At 43.1% G+C, this 18,424-nt stretch carries 13 protein-coding genes; 6 read left to right on the top strand and 7 right to left on the bottom strand.

What is annotated here, in order from left to right; genetic code table 11:
• The first annotated feature begins 116 nt into the window (after positions 1-116).
• The 3 genes from IE130_RS14320 to gltS all read left to right on the top strand — a co-directional run bounded on the left by IE130_RS14320 (position 117) and on the right by gltS (position 2,629).
• Positions 117-875, top strand: a complete 759-nt coding sequence (locus IE130_RS14320) for a ribonuclease domain-containing protein (protein ID WP_189582864.1) — start codon at positions 117-119, stop codon at positions 873-875.
• Position 876: 1 nt separating this feature from the next.
• Positions 877-1,236, top strand: coding sequence for a barstar family protein (locus tag IE130_RS05385; RefSeq protein ID WP_189582867.1), 360 nt, complete (start codon positions 877-879; stop codon positions 1,234-1,236).
• A gap of 118 nt (positions 1,237-1,354) precedes the next feature.
• A complete protein-coding gene (gltS, locus tag IE130_RS05390; RefSeq protein ID WP_189582870.1) occupies positions 1,355-2,629 on the top strand; it encodes a sodium/glutamate symporter in 1,275 nt (424 codons plus the stop codon).
• Between the two features lie 135 nt (positions 2,630-2,764).
• On the opposite strand, the gene IE130_RS05395 is transcribed toward gltS, so the two are convergent.
• From IE130_RS05395 to IE130_RS05415, 5 genes are all read right to left on the bottom strand, one after another.
• A complete protein-coding gene (locus tag IE130_RS05395; protein WP_189582873.1) occupies positions 2,765-4,303 on the bottom strand; it encodes an alanine/glycine:cation symporter family protein in 1,539 nt (512 codons plus the stop codon).
• Positions 4,304-4,712: 409 nt separating this feature from the next.
• Positions 4,713-5,969 carry a serine hydroxymethyltransferase gene (glyA, locus tag IE130_RS05400; protein WP_189582876.1) on the bottom strand — a complete coding sequence of 419 codons (1,257 nt, stop codon included), beginning with the start codon at positions 5,967-5,969 and terminating at the stop codon, positions 4,713-4,715.
• A gap of 507 nt (positions 5,970-6,476) precedes the next feature.
• Positions 6,477-6,935 carry an SH3 domain-containing protein gene (locus IE130_RS05405; RefSeq protein ID WP_189582879.1) on the bottom strand — a complete coding sequence of 153 codons (459 nt, stop codon included), beginning with the start codon at positions 6,933-6,935 and terminating at the stop codon, positions 6,477-6,479.
• Between the two features lie 156 nt (positions 6,936-7,091).
• On the bottom strand, positions 7,092-7,595 hold the full coding sequence (locus tag IE130_RS05410) for a chorismate--pyruvate lyase family protein (protein WP_189582882.1): 504 nt from the start codon (positions 7,593-7,595) through the stop codon (positions 7,092-7,094).
• Positions 7,596-7,691: 96 nt separating this feature from the next.
• Positions 7,692-9,044: a GNAT family N-acetyltransferase gene (locus IE130_RS05415; protein WP_189582885.1), complete on the bottom strand. Its 1,353-nt coding sequence runs from the start codon at positions 9,042-9,044 to the stop codon at positions 7,692-7,694.
• Between the two features lie 671 nt (positions 9,045-9,715).
• Here IE130_RS05415 and IE130_RS05420 point away from each other — a divergent pair.
• A complete protein-coding gene (locus IE130_RS05420; protein WP_189582888.1) occupies positions 9,716-11,935 on the top strand; it encodes an NADP-dependent isocitrate dehydrogenase in 2,220 nt (739 codons plus the stop codon).
• 393 nt (positions 11,936-12,328) lie between these two features.
• Here IE130_RS05420 and icd read toward each other — a convergent pair whose 3' ends face one another.
• Complete coding sequence (icd, locus tag IE130_RS05425; RefSeq protein WP_189582891.1) at positions 12,329-13,588, bottom strand: NADP-dependent isocitrate dehydrogenase; 1,260 nt, start codon at positions 13,586-13,588, stop codon at positions 12,329-12,331.
• A gap of 687 nt (positions 13,589-14,275) precedes the next feature.
• On the opposite strand from icd, the gene IE130_RS05430 reads away from it, so the two are divergent.
• Together IE130_RS05430 and copM are read left to right on the top strand one after the other, a co-directional pair.
• A complete protein-coding gene (locus tag IE130_RS05430) occupies positions 14,276-14,890 on the top strand; it encodes a pseudouridine synthase (protein WP_189582894.1) in 615 nt (204 codons plus the stop codon).
• Positions 14,891-15,247: 357 nt separating this feature from the next.
• Complete coding sequence (gene copM, locus IE130_RS05435) at positions 15,248-16,081, top strand: CopM family metallochaperone (RefSeq protein WP_189582897.1); 834 nt, start codon at positions 15,248-15,250, stop codon at positions 16,079-16,081.
• Positions 16,082-16,208: 127 nt separating this feature from the next.
• Here the strand turns inward: copM and IE130_RS05440 are convergent, their stop codons facing one another.
• Positions 16,209-18,248 carry a M61 family metallopeptidase gene (locus IE130_RS05440; protein WP_227676143.1) on the bottom strand — a complete coding sequence of 680 codons (2,040 nt, stop codon included), beginning with the start codon at positions 18,246-18,248 and terminating at the stop codon, positions 16,209-16,211.
• Positions 18,249-18,424 lie beyond the last annotated feature (176 nt).

Raw genomic sequence — 18,424 nt, forward strand, 5'->3', positions numbered from 1 at the left:
GTATAATCCAAAAAAACGTCAGCTTAATTGCTGGCGTTTTTTTATGAATGACAATATGTTATATATGCTGCATACCCGTTATTTTGTATACAAATAATCTATAGGAAAACTGACCCATGCAAAGTGGCAAGATTAAGCACTGGAACCAAGATAAAGGCTATGGCTTTATCGATGTGGACGATCAAAATGAGGATGTGTTTTTTCATGTCAGTAAAGTTCGATTGTCACAGCCGATAACCGTCGGTCAAAGCGTCTATTTCAATAGTGTACGTAATGATAAAGACCAATTACGAGCCACTGAAGTCACGTCATCTTCACTGAGCATTGAACCAGACACTGACAATGACACTGCGTCAAATGTGCCCAAGCACATACCTAATAATGCCAAACGAAATAGCCAGCACAGCAGTCGCGTCTCAAATCGCAGTAGTCAAAACAGTAGTCAAAATAAGAGAAGCTTAGGCTCTACCCTATTTAGCCTCATCGCTATTATCGCCGTCGCGTTTTATTTCTTTGGTGACTTAAAATCTACTTTCTTTGCTGATGGTGTTGAGTCGACGACGATATCGGCATCTAAAAGCTCAAGCCCAGCAACCAACTCTGGTGTAACGGGTGATGCTCAGATAGCTAGGACGGTAGCACTCATTCAGCAAGGCGGGCCTTTTCCTTATCCAAATAAAGATGGCACGACGTTTTATAATCGTGAGGGCAGATTACCCGCGCAGTCGCAAGGCTATTACCGTGAATATACCGTACCTACCCCTAATGTGTCACATCGCGGCGCGCGGCGTATCGTTACCGGAGGCTATCCACCTACCGTTTATTACTTGACGGTCGACCATTATGAGAGCTTTAGAAAATTGGAGGTCAATTAAGATGAGTGAAGCCATCCACTATGTTAATCAAAACCACATTAACCAAAACGGTACAGCACTACATGCGGTCATTCCTATTGAGGCTGTTACCATACCCGTGGGTGACGCACTGGATAAAACCACGCTATTGACGAGTCTAGCCCGCGCCTGTGACTTCCCCAGTTATTTTTCGCACAACTGGGACAGCGCGTGGGACTGCTTGATAGATAGCGAGGTGGTGCATTTAACGCTTGATTTGACGGTGATAAAAAGGATTAATACCGAAGATTTCAATGTCTTTAAGAGCATCATTGAGGATGCCTATAGAGAATTTGGCAAACCACAACTGTGGCTCATTGTGCCGTCTGAGGACGAAGTCTAATCACTGAGCGTAGCTGATAGTCACCGATAATTAGTCGTAATCATAGAAACCTGAATTCGAGATAAAGCCATATTTATCCCGAATTCAGGTTAATTTATTTTATAGAAAGGATTAACCTATGGAGATTACCTTAAACGGTTATTACACATTGATATTAGCCACCTTGGTGCTGCTACTTGGCCGATTTTTGGTGAAGAGAGTCAAGTTTTTAGAAGATTTTAATATTCCCGAACCGGTTGCCGGTGGTTTGGTCGCTGCTATTATCGTCTATATTCTCAATATGGTTTGGGGGTATAGTTTTAATTTTCACCAAGGATTACAGACGGCGACCATGCTGATGTTCTTTGCATCTATTGGCTTAAGTGCTGATTTTGGCAGGCTAAAAGCCGGTGGTACACCCTTATTAATTTTCACTGTCGTAGTCTCCGTCTTCATCATTTTACAAGATATCGTTGGCGTGGCAATGGCAAGTGCCTTGGGGCTTGATCCTCTGCTCGGTCTAGTCACCGGCTCTATCGCCTTGACTGGTGGGCATGGTACGGCAGGTGCTTGGGGCATTACTTTAGAAGAAGACTACGGCGTGGTCGGCGCCACAACGCTTGGTATTGCTGTTGCTACTTATGGTTTGGTCGCAGGTGGTATCGTCGGTGGCCCTGTTGCCCGTCGTTTAATTAATCGACTTGGACTAAAGCCCGCACCTGCCAACCCACACCCTAGTGATATTGAAAAAGTCGCGGGCGCACAGTCGTTATATAGTACCAAGCATGACGAGGATAACGCGCACAGTGATAAAGAAATCTTTGAGAGACCAGATAGCATGCGCTTTATCACTGCGTCTTCTACTATCGAAACATTAGCGCTCTTTGCTGCGGCATTGGCTTTTGCAGAAGTGATGACACTGGTAGCAGAGGGCACATGGTTTGAGTTGCCAACCTTCGTTTGGGCACTGGCAGGCGGCGTTATCATTCGAAATGTACTAACGATGGTCTTCAATTTTGATATGTTTGACCGTTCGATTGACGTGTTCGGTAACGCCTCTTTGAGTCTATTTTTAGCCATGGCGCTGCTGTCTTTGAAGCTATGGCAATTGACTGATCTAGCCGGCCCTGTATTGATTATCTTGTTGGTGCAGACAGTCATCATGATTATTTATGTCTATTTTATTACCTTTAAAGTCATGGGTAAAAACTATGATGCGGCTGTTTTGTCAGCGGGACATTGCGGTTTTGGTATGGGTGCAACCCCAACAGCGATTGCCAATATGCAAGCAGTAACTGACCGCTATCTGCCTTCGCCCAAGGCCTTTTTGATTGTGCCAATGGTTGGTGCTTTCTTTGTTGATATTGTCAATGCCACGGTATTGCAGATATTTACGAAGTTACCGTTTATGTAGGCTGATGCTGTCACAGAGCAAAATTTAATAACTATCTAGCAAATAACGAATGTCAGACATCGAAAAGCCCGCCAAGACTAATCTTAGCGGGCTTTTTTAATTATCAAGTTATAATAGAATGTTCCATCAAACCCATTATTTAAACTTTTTAATTTCACCACTCTTCACACGAGCAACAAAGGAATTAACCTCTTTTTTCACAATTGGCATCAAGAAGTATAGACCGATGATGTTAAAGATAGACATCGCGAAGATGGCTGCATCTGAGAAGTCAATAACAAAGCTGAATTGTATAATGGTACCGATAACGACGAAGATAAGAAAGATGAGTTTATATATCACCTCGCCAACTTTACCTTCACCGAAGAGGTAAGTCCAAGCTTTTAGACCATAATATGACCATGAAATCATTGTTGAAAAGGCGAACAATACCACAGCTACGGCTAGGAAGTACTGGAAAATTGGTGCTGTTTCCATGAAGGCAGCACGGGTTAGATCCACACCAGTGAGCGCTTGAGTTTGTAGATTTGCTGCTGTATTCACGCCAGATATAGTAATAACCAACGCCGTCATAGTACAGATAACAACCGTATCAATGAAAGGCTCTAACAGCGCTACTAAACCTTCAGTAGCAGGTTCATTCGTTTTTACCGCTGAGTGAGCAATAGCGGCTGAACCAATACCTGCTTCGTTAGAAAAAGTCGCACGTTTCAAGCCTTGGATTAATGCCCCAATAAAACCACCAGCCACGCCAGCACCAGTGAAAGCACCAGTGAAAATCTCGCCAAATGCGGCGCCGATATGATTAAAGTTTGCAACCAGTACGATGACACCCATTGTGATATACAACAAAGCCATAAAAGGTACGACTTTTTCGGTAACGGTTGCTATGCGAGGCATACCACCAAGAATGACTGAACCGACTAAAATAGCTAAGCCAATACCGAAAAATAAACTGTAATCAGCAGGAATGCTAAAAGTAGAACTCATGACTGCAAAGGCTTGGTTACCCTGAAACATGTTACCAGCGCCAAACGCAGCCAATATACACATAAGGGCAAAACCGACGGCTAATACCTTACCCAATCCACCCATACCACGTTCAGCCATACCGCGACTTAGGTAGTACATAGGTCCACCTGATACGGCACCAGAAGGCAGGATCGTACGGTATTTGACACCTAACGTACACTCTACAAACTTGGAAGCCATACCGAACAGACCAACTATAATCATCCAAAAGGTAGCACCAGGTCCACCAATAGCAAGTGCCGCACCCACACCTGCAATATTACCAAGACCAACCGTACCTGACAAAGCAGTGGCTAGTGCTTGAAAATGGCTGACCTCGCCTTCTTCTTTGACAGCAGGGTTTGGATCAGTATATTTGCCTCTGACAATATCAAGAGACAACCCTACTTGACGAAACTGAATAAAGCCAAAATAGAAGGTAAAGACTAATGCGGCAACTAATAACCAACCCACAATTAGCGGAAAGCTTACGTCGCCAAGAGGTACTGAAAAGAAAATAAGATCGACGAACCAACCAAATATATTGGCCATAAAGCCATCGAGACCTGCTCCAAAAGCTGCTAGACCTGATTGTTGTTCTGCTGCTTGCGCAAAAGTAGTGCTAAGTAATAGCATCGTTGCGACTAAATATTGTTTTTTCATGTAAATCCCTTTAGTGAAAATCATATTTATATAATTATTTAATCAATTACAGCGATACTGGTACAAAGTGTAATTATTTATTGTACTTTGTATCAGTATTATTACTAAATGTTCAATGCCGACTATATACTAATACTTTTGTATAAACAAAAACATTTACACATTTTTCTCAATTAAACATCAACTTAGCGCTTTAAAGCTGATAGCCGAACTCAGTCAAGCTCACTATAATTATCGAAAAATGTCGGTAGTATTTTTTACTATAAATGACAGACTTAAATATAATTAAAAGAGCTAAATGACAATATCAACACAGGTTTGCGTTACATGATCTAAGACTTGTAGAGAGTAATAACAAAAAAACCGCTAAGCAAAAGCTTAGCGGTTTTTTTTATTACCATTCTAAAGTTTACTGATTCTTAGCATAGACTGGCAATTCTGCACAGATCGCCTCTACTTTACCACGTACTTCAGTAGCAACCGCTTCATCACCACGGCTGTCTAGTACATCACAAATCCAACCTGCCAAATCACCCGCTTGCGCTTCGTTGAAGCCGCGAGTAGTGATGGCTGGTGTACCGATACGAATACCAGACGTCACGAATGGTGATTTTGGATCGTTTGGTACAGCGTTTTTGTTCACAGTGATGTGAGCTTCGCCAAGCCATTTATCGGCTTCTTTACCCGTCATTTCTTGCTTAACCAAGCTGATCAGCATGAGATGATTTTCAGTACCACCAGAGATGATTTCATAGCCACGCTCTTGGATGACTTTTGCCATTGCTTGTGCATTTTTCACGACTTGCTGCTGATAGGTTTTGAAGTTGTCTTCTAACGCTTCTTTAAAGCAAACTGCTTTTGCCGCAATGACATGCATCAACGGGCCACCTTGGTTGCCCGGGAATACGGCTGAGTTTAGTTTCTTAGCAAGCACTTCATCACGAGCCAAAATCATACCTGAACGTGGGCCACGTAGGGTTTTGTGCGTGGTGGTCGTCACGACATCAGCGAACGGTACTGGGCTTGGGTAAACACCACCAGCGATAAGACCAGCGACGTGCGCCATATCGACCAATAAGTAAGCGCCGACTTCATCAGCGATTTCGCGGAAACGTGCCCAATCGACCACTTGTGAATACGCTGAAAAACCAGCAATAATCATTTTTGGCTTGTGCTCACGCGCTAAACTCTCTACTTGGTCATAATCAATAAGACCAGTACCATCTACCAATCCGTACTGTACGGCATTGTAGTTCAGACCTGAGAAGTTGATGTGTGCGCCATGCGTTAAGTGACCACCAGCGTCTAGGCTCATGCCCAATACCGTGTCATTTGCTTCTAGCAATGCTAAAAATACCGCAGAGTTTGCTTGGCTACCAGAATGTGGTTGAACGTTCACATACTCTGCACCGAACAATTCTTTTGCACGATCAATGGCCAATTGTTCAACGACATCAACATGCTCACAACCACCATAGTAACGCTTGCCAGGATAGCCTTCTGCGTACTTGTTAGTAAGGTCAGTACCTTGCGCTTCCATCACTGCTTGTGAGCAGTAGTTTTCAGAAGCAATCAATTCGATATGATTTTCTTGACGAATGCTTTCTGCAGCCATCGCTTCAGCAAGTACTGGATCAAACTCTTTGATAGAAATATCTTTAAACATAGTGATGTCCTAGGTAGTGACTTTCGTTAAAAGACGTTATTAAAAAACGTCATTGAAAATAAGCTATAGCCTACCCGCAATAAAACCATTACTGCGCCAACATCGCTTAAAGTACATTGGCACTTTTGTGCGTAGTTTACCAGTATTAGAGTTATTTTAGATTGGCTGTATTAGCGAAGATTAATAGGAGTAAGCGAGGAAATCGGTCTGTCATTGGCTTATCCAGTTCGGCAATAAATAAGATACGAGTGGGTATCGCTATCATCGCTTTAGACTAAGTGTAACATGAAATTTCATGCTGCGAGCGCAAAAAATCTCACCTTAAGATGAGTGAATTAAATGACCATATAACACAGATAAATAGCCAATAAAATAAAGGATTTACCCGCTCTAAATCAATAGAAAGCTGTCTATAACTCAAAAAACAGCCACCTGAAGATGACTGTTTTCAAATCTATTTTTTAATCTACAGTCATATGCATTTAATTAAAGCATGGCGCTAATGAACTATTGGATGCTGACCAATGGCTTAGAAACCCAACCTTCACCTTTATCACTTTGTACATGATAGTAGCCATTTTGTTCAGTGCCCATGTAAATCATAATTTCTTGCTGAGATAAGATAGCGATTGGGTTTGAAGCTTTATTGGCCTGTGAATGCAGTTTGGTACTTTGTAATTTGCCAGACAATATAGAACCAGAAACCAGCTTTCCCGTATTGCTCTGAGTGTTTTGAGCCACCGTTTCTGTAAAGCCTACTTCTTCGCCTAAGTCAGACACCGCTTGTTTGCTACCTCTGATGGTATCGGCCGTTCTACCAATTGAGCTGATGGTGTTTTGCACCTCATAAATACTATCCAAAAAACCAGCGTTTGCGTTAACAGATAAAGCAAGCAATGACGTGCTGACCGCTAGCAAGACCATGGATTTTGACGATACAGATAGCAACGGCTTTAATAAACTCATAAGAAGTTCCTGATGTTAAGAAAAGTATAAAAATGTTACCCGAATGTATTTATACCATATTCTTAAATTACCAAACAACTGTTAATTCCATAATAGTGCCAATTTGTCTTTTATGTATCATGCTTCACTTGTCATTTTCATAGCCACTCCAATTTGCTATGCATCATTGGCTAAGAATGCTGGCAAAAAGGTTTCGCTAATCATTAGCGTGCGCCCATACCAATCATAACGCGTTTGTCGTTGCCAGCCAGCATCGGTATGACTGATAAAACGCTGATTGGGTAGAGTGCGACGACGTTTAAATAAAACATAGCCGATGGGCGTGCCTTTTAGCTGTTGCAGCCGCCGCGCGTTGCCTTTTAGAGTCGATAAAGGAAAGATACTTTGCGCTTCTACCCACGGCTGCTCATCATTACCATATAACTGTACTTCACGTATCCACGCCAGTAATGGACGATTCAGCATTGAGCCTTGTAGCCCTAGTTGTCTTTTTTGTTGCAACGTTAAGGGTCGAAAGCCCTCAAAACTGCGTTCTACGCGTAATGGCTGCCCTGCTCTTTTTTCTAATACGGCAGTTAGAGAACCTTCGGCATTGAGCCAAGGCAATAGCTCAGAGGGCGGGATAAAAGTGGCAGGACAAGCATAAGAGTTACTGGACATAGTTAACGGCTAATAGTGAGAATTTAGAAATAAACGGCTGCGAGTGTCTGTTAATAAAGCGACATTAATAAAAGTCAATATTCGTAAAATCGAGCATTAATGATTGATATCAAACTCAGGCATATTATCGGCGTTAAATGGTAATGCTTCAAATGCCTGCTGACGATACTGTGCCATATGCTCACGATCTTTGGTACAAAAATCACCAATCGCAGGTACAAAGCGTGGATCATAGATACGGTGCAGCGAGTGTGTCGTCGTTGGAATAAAACCACGAACCAGCTTATGCTCCCCTTGCGTGCCGGGATCAAAATACCTCAAGCCTTGCTCGATGGCAAATTCAAGCCCTTGATAATAGCACAGCTCAAAGTGCAAGCTATCATACTCACCGAGCGCGCCCCAATAACGACCATATAAGGTAGCATTATTATCAACATCACCATCAGCCTTGTCGCTGTCGGCTTTATCGTATAAAAATAAGCTACTCGCGATAATTTCACCGTCGACATCCATGGCTTGCGCCAACATAATATGCTCAGGTAGGCTATCGGCTAACGCCATAAAAAAATCGAGCGTCAAATAAGGCTTTTGCCCGCGTATCGCATAAGTCATCACATAACAATGATAGAACGCTTGCCAGTCTTCATCCGTGATGTCATTACCACACTTACGCTGACAGCTAATGCCTTGCTCAGCGACCTTACGACGTTCAGCGCGGATGGTTTTGCGTTTTTTGGCTCTTAGTGTCGCCAAGAATCCGTCAAAATCAGCAAATGGCTGACTGTCTTGGCTGAGGTTTTGATTTTGCCATAAAAACTGACAGCCTTGACGCTCAAGTATCGGCATCTCAATAGGAGTGGACTCTACACCACTTTCTTGGGCAGCTATCGCAAGCTCTATATCGATTTCAGTGGGCATAGACGTGGTGGCAATAGATGCCAACTCAGGCGTGACAAACAGACCATGCCAGCTTGAGGCGCCCACTTGCTGAGCGAGATCATCAACACCAGCAATGGCTGTTTTGAGAATATCATCATTCAAATGCTCACCAGCTGCCAACCAAAGACGCTGACCTGTAATCGGTGTATAGGGCACGCTGGTGACCAGCCGAGGATAGTAATCGATGCCATAGCGTGCATAAGCCTCCGCCCATGAGTGATCAAACACAAACTCACCGCGATGATGACCCTTTATGAATACTGGCATGACTGCGACAGGTTGCAGGGCTGTGTCTGCCGCACTGTCTGTTACGCTATTGGCGCTATCAGCATAATCGGCAACACGATGTACCAGAATAAATATCGGTAGCCACCCTGCCTGCTCACCAATCGCTCCCGTGTCAGTCAGTATTTGCCAAAAAGCAAATGACATAAAAGGGGTATCTGGCGTTTGCCACTGTGCTTGGCTCTGCCAGCTGGTATCATTGAGTAGCGCATATTGTAAAGTCATAGTACCTACACTGTTTTTCGTAATGGTCTAGCCTACCAAATGTGAGTGCTTTTGCTGTCACAATTTGCAAAAATAACAATATTTCTTGAAATATTACGCAGCATGCCTAACTATCAAAATAGCATAAAAAAAGCCAGCCACACGAATGTAGATGACTTTACTAAACTAGGGCGTCCTCAATCTGAACGAAAATGCCTAAATGGGTTAAAAATGAGGACACGCCCTAACCGTTCTATTTTTATAAATAATGTGGCAAACCATTTGTCTGTTAATTGCCTTGATATTATGACTGTCGGTATCCGCTTTAACACTTCAAAAAAACGGGGTTAAAAAACGGGGTTAAAAAACGGTAATTGTACAGAAAAGATGATATCAAAGCCCATGACTGGTAGAATAAGGCTATTATTAGCTTAATATAATTTGTATACATGAGATATGAATAAAAATAGTACAATTGGTTCATTATGCGAGATTGACATCGCATAGGATCTATAGTGGGTTAATGATAACCAGCCAGCTATTTTCAGGCAGTTCTGCACAGAGAGTCTCAAAGAGGCGACTCATGATACATTTGATTCAATCACGATTCACTATCGCATAGAGTCTCTATAGAAATACCCATTTGTTTAAGCGTTAATATTAACTACAGCCTAAAGGGATACACTACTATAATGTCAAAAATTATTTATACAAAAACTGATGAAGCCCCAGCGCTAGCAACCTTGTCCTTCTTACCTATTGTCAAAGCATTTACCCAAACCGCAGGAGTTGAAGTTGAAACCACTGATATCTCTGTTGCTGCGCGTGTGTTGGCTGAATTCCCAGAATACTTAAATGAAGATCAGCGCGTTCCTGATAATCTAGCTGAGCTTGGTCGACTGACGCAAGATCCTGACACTAATATTATTAAACTGCCAAATATCAGTGCCTCTGTTCAGCAGCTAAAAGCCTGTATCAAAGAACTACAAAGCAAAGGCTACGGCATCCCTAACTTTCCAGAAGACCCAAAAACCGACGAAGAAAAAGAAATTCGTCAGCGTTATGGTAAGAGTCTAGGCAGTTCGGTTAACCCTGTATTGCGCGAAGGCAACTCAGATCGCCGTGCACCAAAAGCTGTTAAGAACTTTGCGCGCAAGCATCCGCATTCTATGGGCGAGTGGAAGCAATGGTCAAGTACCCACGTATCGCACATGCACAGCGGTGATTTTTACGATGGCGAACAGTCGATGACTTTGGATAAAGCCCGTAACGTGCGTATGGAGCTGTTACTTGATGATGGCACGACGAAAGTATTGAAGCCAAAAATTGCTTTGCTTGATAAAGAAGTCATTGACCTGATGGTCATGAGCAAAAAATCGCTGCTAGAGTTTTATGAGCAAGAAATGGAAGATTGCCGCGAAGCTGGTATCTTGTTCTCATTGCACGTAAAAGCCACCATGATGAAGGTTTCGCACCCTATCGTGTTTGGACATGCGGTTAGAATTTATTATAAAGATGCATTTGACAAGCATGGTGCTTTCTTTGACGAGCTAGGCATTAACGTCAACAATGGTATGGCTGATTTATACGACAAAATATCTGCCCTACCATCATCTAAACGTGAAGAGATCGAGCAAGACTTGCATGCCTGCCAAGAGCATCGCCCACGTCTAGCGATGGTTGATTCTTCAAAAGGTATTACCAACTTCCATTCACCAAGCGATATTATTGTCGATGCGTCAATGCCTGCCATGATTCGTAATGGTGGTAAAATGTGGGGCGCTGATGGCAAACTATATGATTGCAAAGCTGTCATGCCAGAGTCCACCTTCGCCCGTATTTATCAAGAAATGATCAATTTCTGCAAATGGCATGGTAACTTTGATCCAACCACCATGGGTACGGTTCCTAACGTAGGCCTCATGGCACAAAAAGCAGAAGAATATGGCTCACACGACAAAACCTTTGAGTCTAGTGCTACCGGTATTGCCCGTATTGTAGATATCGATACCGATGAAGTATTGCTTGAAAAGGATGTGGAAAAAGGCGATATCTGGCGCATGTGTCAAGTTAAAGACGACCCTATCCAAGACTGGGTGAAGCTTGCCGTCCGCCGTGCACGTGATTCAGATACGCCTGTCATCTTTTGGTTAGACCCGTACCGTCCACATGAGAACGAGCTAATCAAAAAAGTTAACATGTATTTGAAAGATCATGACACTGACGGTCTGCACATTGAAATCATGTCACAAGTTCGCGCCATGCGTTATACCTTAGAGCGTGTCGCTCGCGGTCTAGATACTATCTCTGCCACAGGTAACATCTTACGCGATTACCTAACAGACTTGTTCCCTATCCTAGAGCTAGGAACCAGCGCTAAGATGCTATCAGTCGTGCCACTAATGAAGGGCGGCGGTTTGTTTGAAACTGGTGCTGGTGGTTCTGCACCCAAGCACGTTGAGCAGCTGGTAGAAGAAAACCATCTACGTTGGGATTCATTGGGTGAGTTTTTAGCTTTGACTGAGTCGTTGGAGCATTTGGCCAAAAACGACAACAATGCTAAAGCGCAAATCTTAGCAGATACGCTTGATAGAGCCACTGAAACACTACTGCTAAATGACAAGTCACCGTCACGTAAAACAGGTGAGTTAGATAACCGTGGTAGTCACTTCTATCTGGCGATGTACTGGGCTGAAGAGCTTGCTGAGCAAGACCAAGACGCTGATCTAAAAGCGCAATTTACCCCATTTGCGCAAAAGCTGAAGAGCAATACAGACGCCATTATTAAACAATTTAATGAAGCTCAAGGCAAAGCGGTAGACATCAAAGGCTACTACTTCGCGGATGAAGCGTTGGCTGAAAAAGTCATGCGTCCAAGCACTCTATTCAATGAAGCGTTAGCATCGTTGTAATAGATTTAACTGGCAGGTCTCAAGTAACGTTACTTCTTCATACTTTTGCCGCTAGCGTCAGTTAAAAACAATAAAACACCCCACAGCTCTATAGAACTGTGGGGTGTTTTTTATTATCCGCAGATAAAGAGATATTAGTGCTTATATAGTCAGTGAAAAGTAATATCGATACATCACGCACTGCTGATATCAATTTTTCTTGCTTACTGTGCCTGTGCAGACAGAGGCTACAAAAAATTAATATCAGCAGTATCGTAGCCATTCTAAAATTCCTTGACCCTAGTTATAACATCAGCATAGAAAAATTTACCATAAAAAAGCCACCTACATGATTGTAGATGGCTTTTTTAACAGCTTATATCAAATTGCTTTTAGCTCATGATAAAGCGATGACTACGCATCCATATGCTTAATAATCGCCTTACCAAACTCAGAAGTACTGAGCAAGATAGCATCAGGCATCAAACGCTCAAAGTCATAAGTGACCGTTTTATTAGCGATAGCGCCTTGGATACCACTAATAATAAGATCGGCTGCTTCGACCCAGCCCATATCACGTAACATCATCTCAGCCGATAAAATCAACGAGCCGGGGTTTACTTTGTTCTGACCAGCATATTTAGGAGCAGTACCATGAGTTGCCTCATAGACAGCGATTGCGCCGCCTTTGTTAGCACCCGGTGCGATACCGATACCGCCCACTTCAGCCGCTAGGGCATCAGAGATATAATCCCCGTTTAGGTTAAGTGTGGCGACGACGGAATAATCAGCAGGACGCATCAGAATTTGCTGCAAGAATGCATCAGCAATGACGTCTTTGATGATAATGTCATTACCCGTTTTTGGATTTTTCATCGTCATCCAAGGGCCGCCATCTAACAACTCTGCATCGAAGCGCTCTGCGGCTAATTCATAGCCCCAGTCTTTAAATGCGCCTTCGGTGAACTTCATGATGTTGCCTTTGTGCACCAAAGTCACACTCGGCAAATCGTTATCGATAGCGTGTTGAATGGCTTTACGCACTAGACGCTGCGAGCCTTCTTTTGAGACGGGTTTGATACCAATGCCGCAATCTTCAGGGAAGCGAATGCTGGTTACACCCATCTCATCTCTTAAGAAATTGATAACTTTTTTGGCATCATCGCTGCCCGCTTTCCACTCGATACCCGTGTAGATATCTTCTGTATTTTCACGAAAGATAACCATATCCGTCAGCTCAGGATGCTGCACGGGGCTTGGCACGCCTTCAAACCAGCGTACTGGACGCTGACAAACATACAGATCAAGGTTTTGGCGTACAGCCACATTTAACGAACTAAAGCCACCGCCTACTGGCGTAGTTAATGGCCCTTTGATACTGATCACGTAATCTTTTAAAATCTCTAGCGTTTCGCTTGGTAAGTAATCACCATCGTAAATTTTAGCTGCTTTTTCACCTAAATACGCTTCCATCCAAATGATGGATTTTTTGCCGTGGTAAGCTTTATCAACTGCGGCATCAACCACCTTAACCATAACTGGAGTGATATCCACCCCAATCCCATCGCCTTCAACGAAAGGAATAATTGGATGATTGGGGACATTCAACGATAAATCAGCGTTGACGGTTACTTTTTCGCCGTCTCTTGGTACGATAACTTTATCATAGGACATGGATAAAACTCCTTGGTTGTATGTTGGACATCGCAAGTATACTGAGCACTCTGTTATGCTTTCGCCATTCTATTATAGGTATGCGTAATTAACGCCTGTTAGCTGAGCAAGCATAAGTGGCGCACTTACGACCTTATGTTTAATAGCCTTGTATCTAACCGTTTTACAAAACCGCTTTACACTCAAAGCTTCGAAATAAAAATTGGCAAAATAATACAATTAATAAGAAGAGAAAAACCCCTCTCACAAAAGTACCTGAAAATATAATGCCATGGACATAAAAAAAGAGAAACGACAAAAAAGCTGAGATAAAGTTAATAAATATCAATGCTCTGTAAGCTTGAGTACGCAATGAATGTCACATGTTATCCTAGCCATTGTACTAAGCTAAAGGTCTGAGCAATGATTTTTCTTGTGCATAGCTCATGTACAGATATCAATGTTATAAATACCACTATAATAACATGGTTTTATATTGAATATAAATTTTCATATCTATAGCCTACTTATGACAAGTTAATACATTATTTTTTATGTGTTTCCTTTTCATTAAAATGCCGTTAATTAAGTCATCAACCGTCTTATAATTGATCTGCAATCAGGGCGTGTTGAATACCTTTTTTTTGATTACTACTTTTCATCTTTCGCAATGATTCATCAATATCTTTATTTAGGAAATGCTACTTTATGTCGACCACCAATCTCGTTCTGTTCAATAAGCCTTACGGTGTGCAAAGTCAGTTCCGTGATGACAGCAACAACGACCACACCACCCTATCAGAGTATTTTACTGACAAGTCTTTGCGCGTGGCTGGTAGGCTGGATGCGACGTCTGAAGGCTTACTGATTCTGACGAGTGATGGCAGGGTTAACAAAGCCATTACCCATCCACCAAAGGCCAATGCTGGACGTAAGCAAGGTAAGACTTACTTAGTGCAAGTTGAAGGCATGCCTACTACTGAGCAACTTGATAAGCTTGGACAGGGCGTCATTCTCAAAGATGGCAAAACCCTACCTGCCGACATTAAACAGCTTAGTGAAGAGGATTTGCCTATGCCACTCTGGCAACGTGAGCCACCTATCCGTGAGCGTAAAAGCATACCGACATCATGGTTGATGCTGACGATTTATGAAGGAAAGAATCGCCAAGTCAGACGCATGACGGCTCACGTTGGATTGCCTTGCCTGCGTCTTATTCGTTGGTCAGTGGCAGGCTTCGAATTGGAGGAACTGGCAGTTGGTGAGTTTGTACGTATTCATTTAGACAGTGCGAAACTGAGGGAGTTGGGTGTCAGTAATTAACTTGCTCTGTCATCAGGCGTATTGACTGATGATAATGTACATAAGACCATAGACACATCGAAAAACGTCTAGGGTCTGTTGAACATTCAAATGTGGTACTGGCAGTGGCTACAAAAAATTTATACCAGTCACGCTGCATCTCTTTTATATTGACCTGACTATGCCTGTTTTATGTAGATTAGTGGTTTTATATAGATTAGTAATAAAATCTAGCAAATATATTACGACCTGTTAAACATAGCGTCTCGAACTGGTAAGGTTTATCTGTTAAGATTCAGCACTTTACTGCCTTGCTGTCATATTAGTGCCGTATTTTGCGTTTATTTACTGTTTAGCTTGTCTCTATAAGGATATGTCATGATTGCTTCTCGTCGTTTTGCCTTGTTCGCCACCAGCATTTCTGCTGCTTTTATTCTGAGCGCCTGTCAGCCAGCAACAGATAGTAGTGAGGTGATGCCCGCAGAAGAAGTGGCGGCACCAGCAACTGAGATGACGGCTGATCAAGAGAATATGGATGGTCATAATATGACAGACGGCGATGCAATGGCAGATGAGCAGCAAATGACAGACATTCTCAAAGACTACACTAAGTCGATGACAGGAATGCATGATGAGATGATGGTCGGTATGGCATACAACGATCCCGATACCGCCTTTGCGAAAGGCATGCTGGGGCATCATCGCGGCGCCATCGACATGGCAAAAATCGAGCTGAAGTATGGTACTGATGCAGCCATGCGAGAACTTGCGCAAAAAATTATGGTAGCGCAGCAAGCTGAGATAGACATTCTGAATAAATGGCTTGCTGGCCATCCTGATGCTGCCAAACCTAAGCCTAATACCCAAGCCATGCAACAAGCCTATGCCAAGAGTATGGACGGGATGCATGGTGATATGATGCTCGCTATTACCGATCCGCTACCTGATATGGCTTTTGCACGCGGTATGTTGCCACATCATATTGGCGCTGTAGACATGGCAAAGATACAGCTCAAATATGGTACGGATGAAGAGATGCGCAAGTTGGCTCAAGATATCATCGACGCCCAGCAGCCTGAGATTCAAGTGATGCAAAATTGGATTGCCGCTAACAAAATCGACAAGCTCAACAATGACACTATTAGTAATGACGCAACTAGCAATGACGCAACTGTCGAAAACGAAGTAGATGCTAAAGAACCTGCTGAGTAGTAGCCCACTACCTAGATACGGTCAATCAATATCAATAAATGTAAAACCCATAACGTCAAACCCCTGCTAATCATAAATGGTTAGCAGGGGTTTTTATCGAGTTGATACAGCTATACTTTTGATATATTTATACTTGCTGACGCTCCATGATATTAAGCCATGTCTGCCAGCCCGCCGGTAGTGGTAAACGGTCACCATTATCATCGAGCACTGGATCTGTCTTTGCCAAGTGTAAACTTACTTTATGCGGAAAGGTTTTCTCAGTCATGCCTTGCTGCTGTCCACTACTAAGCGCTGCTTTAGGTAATACGCTGACGCACATCAACTCATCACGACGAAACAGGTAACATTCCACATCATGCTCTGCCGTACTAAGCGACGCTAACTGCTTAGTGTCTGCCTTGATACCATCAATGGCGACAATAACATCATGCGCCGAAATACCAGCTTTGGCAGCCACACTGTCACGTGTCACGCGATTTACCTTGAGTCCAGCTGGTGTCTCATGACAGCGCATGCCCCAAGGCACATACTTGTCAGCAGTTTCCTTGGTATTGGTACGCATTTTTATACCATTTGCAGTCAATAGTGCTTCAATCGGTAACTCATCAACGCCATTAACATAGCGGCGCTCAAACTCTTGCCAATCGGCAAGCGACATAAACTGCCCGACAACCTTAGCCATATCGGCACTGCTGATACCAATCCGTCGGTTGTCATTCTGCGTTGCTTGGCTATAAAAAGCCTTAACCACATCAAATAAACGATAACGACCGTTGCTCTTTTCGAGCAAGGTTAAGTCCAAACAAAGCGCCACCAATGCGCCTTTATTGTAGTAACTGATCCCAGCATTACCTGTGTTTTCATCATTCCGATACAGCTTAATCCACGCATCAAAACTCGACTCAGCGATACTTTGATAGGCGCGTCCAGGCGTTTGATAATAGCGATTGACTTGCTCAGCCAGTAGCTTGAGATAGCTTGGCTTATCGATCACGCCTGATGCTTGCAACATAAAGTCATCGATATAAGACGTAAAACCTTCAAATACCCAAAGCAGTGGTGTAAAGGCTTCACGGCGCAAATCTACCTCTAACATAACATCTGGGCGTACGGTTTTGACCCACCACGCATGAAAATACTCATGACTACATAAGCCTAAAAAACGCTGATAATCACTGCTGGGTACTTTTGGTTCGTCAATACTCGGCAAGTCGCGACGCGGCGTAATCAGGCTGGTCGAATTAATGTGTTCAAGACCACCATAATCTTGTCCACTGGCAAAAGTCATAAAAGTATACTCATTAAAGGGTGCCTCACCCAGCCAATCTAGATAAGTCTGACAAATTTGAGTGACGTCTTGCTGTAGCCTGCCCATATTGGCATTATGCTTACCCGACAGATAAAAACGGTGAGGTAAGGTCTGATGCGCGTGATCTTGGACGATAAAATCAAATGTATCCTGCTCAGCGATTTCAAAAGGATAATCAATCAGCTCGTGATAGCTGTTTGCTTGTAGCTCATAACTGTATTGTCCATCCTCTTTCTGCTCATCCTCTTGCTGTTCATCAAGGCGCAGTTGCGTAGCGTCTAAACCACAGGATAAAAGCACGTGGCTTTCTTGTTTATCCGCCCAAAATGCGGCTGGCACTATTAAGCTGACTTGTACAGGCGTCTGCTCCTGCCCATCGACTGCTAATGCTAAAGAGGTGAAATTCCCGTATAGACGCTGCTGATCGACATAAGCGGTGCGCACGGATAAATCATAGCAGTAAACTTCATAATGAACATTTATTGTCTGAGCCGCCTTGACTTGTGGCAACTGCCAAGTGTGTTTGTCTGTCTTTATCGCGCGGTGCATCTCAGCGCTTTTATTATCGTCGTCCATAACTTGATAATGTACCGCAGTAATGTTTCGGGCAAACTCGCGCATCAAATAGCTACCTGGTATCCATGCTGGCAACCAAAGATTTGGAGCGTCTACGTTTGTAGTAAAGGTGAGCGACACATCAACCAAATGCTCAAAAAAACGCTCAAAATCGAATCGATAGCTAATATTAGGCACAGGTCGAGCAGCCTTACTGATTGAGGCAGTTTCTGTTGACTCATTATTAGCAGTGTTGGCGTCAGAAGTAGGCACGTTAGCGTTATTGGTCAATGAATTCATCGTCTTTCTCATCCTTATTTTTATCGTTATGGTAGAAGTCCTTGGCCGAAAATGCAACTGGCAGACCCTTTACAAGCAACCAGCTGTACGGTAAAGCATAGAAAATAGCGCTTATTTTCATAAATTATGACATTAATTGGCATTTTTTATGGTTTTTCCCTTGAAAGTTATGTGGG

It is taken from the genome of Psychrobacter glaciei (assembly GCF_014652895.1).
GTDB lineage: Bacteria > Pseudomonadota > Gammaproteobacteria > Pseudomonadales > Moraxellaceae > Psychrobacter > Psychrobacter glaciei.

Excerpts from the sequence above, each read along its gene's own strand:
- IE130_RS05395 (WP_189582873.1), bottom strand. The coding sequence starts at position 4,303 with ATGAAAAAACAATATTTAGTCGCAACGATGCTATTACTTAGCACTACT.
- IE130_RS05405 (WP_189582879.1), bottom strand. The coding sequence starts at position 6,935 with ATGAGTTTATTAAAGCCGTTGCTATCTGTATCGTCAAAATCCATGGTC.
- IE130_RS05415 (WP_189582885.1), bottom strand. The coding sequence starts at position 9,044 with ATGACTTTACAATATGCGCTACTCAATGATACCAGCTGGCAGAGCCAA.
- IE130_RS14320 (WP_189582864.1), top strand. The coding sequence starts at position 117 with ATGCAAAGTGGCAAGATTAAGCACTGGAACCAAGATAAAGGCTATGGC.
- IE130_RS05440 (WP_227676143.1), bottom strand. The coding sequence starts at position 18,248 with ATGAATTCATTGACCAATAACGCTAACGTGCCTACTTCTGACGCCAAC.
- IE130_RS05385 (WP_189582867.1), top strand. The coding sequence starts at position 877 with ATGAGTGAAGCCATCCACTATGTTAATCAAAACCACATTAACCAAAAC.
- gltS (WP_189582870.1), top strand. The coding sequence starts at position 1,355 with ATGGAGATTACCTTAAACGGTTATTACACATTGATATTAGCCACCTTG.
- IE130_RS05420 (WP_189582888.1), top strand. The coding sequence starts at position 9,716 with ATGTCAAAAATTATTTATACAAAAACTGATGAAGCCCCAGCGCTAGCA.
- icd (WP_189582891.1), bottom strand. The coding sequence starts at position 13,588 with ATGTCCTATGATAAAGTTATCGTACCAAGAGACGGCGAAAAAGTAACC.
- IE130_RS05410 (WP_189582882.1), bottom strand. The coding sequence starts at position 7,595 with ATGTCCAGTAACTCTTATGCTTGTCCTGCCACTTTTATCCCGCCCTCT.
- IE130_RS05430 (WP_189582894.1), top strand. The coding sequence starts at position 14,276 with ATGTCGACCACCAATCTCGTTCTGTTCAATAAGCCTTACGGTGTGCAA.
- glyA (WP_189582876.1), bottom strand. The coding sequence starts at position 5,969 with ATGTTTAAAGATATTTCTATCAAAGAGTTTGATCCAGTACTTGCTGAA.
- copM (WP_189582897.1), top strand. The coding sequence starts at position 15,248 with ATGATTGCTTCTCGTCGTTTTGCCTTGTTCGCCACCAGCATTTCTGCT.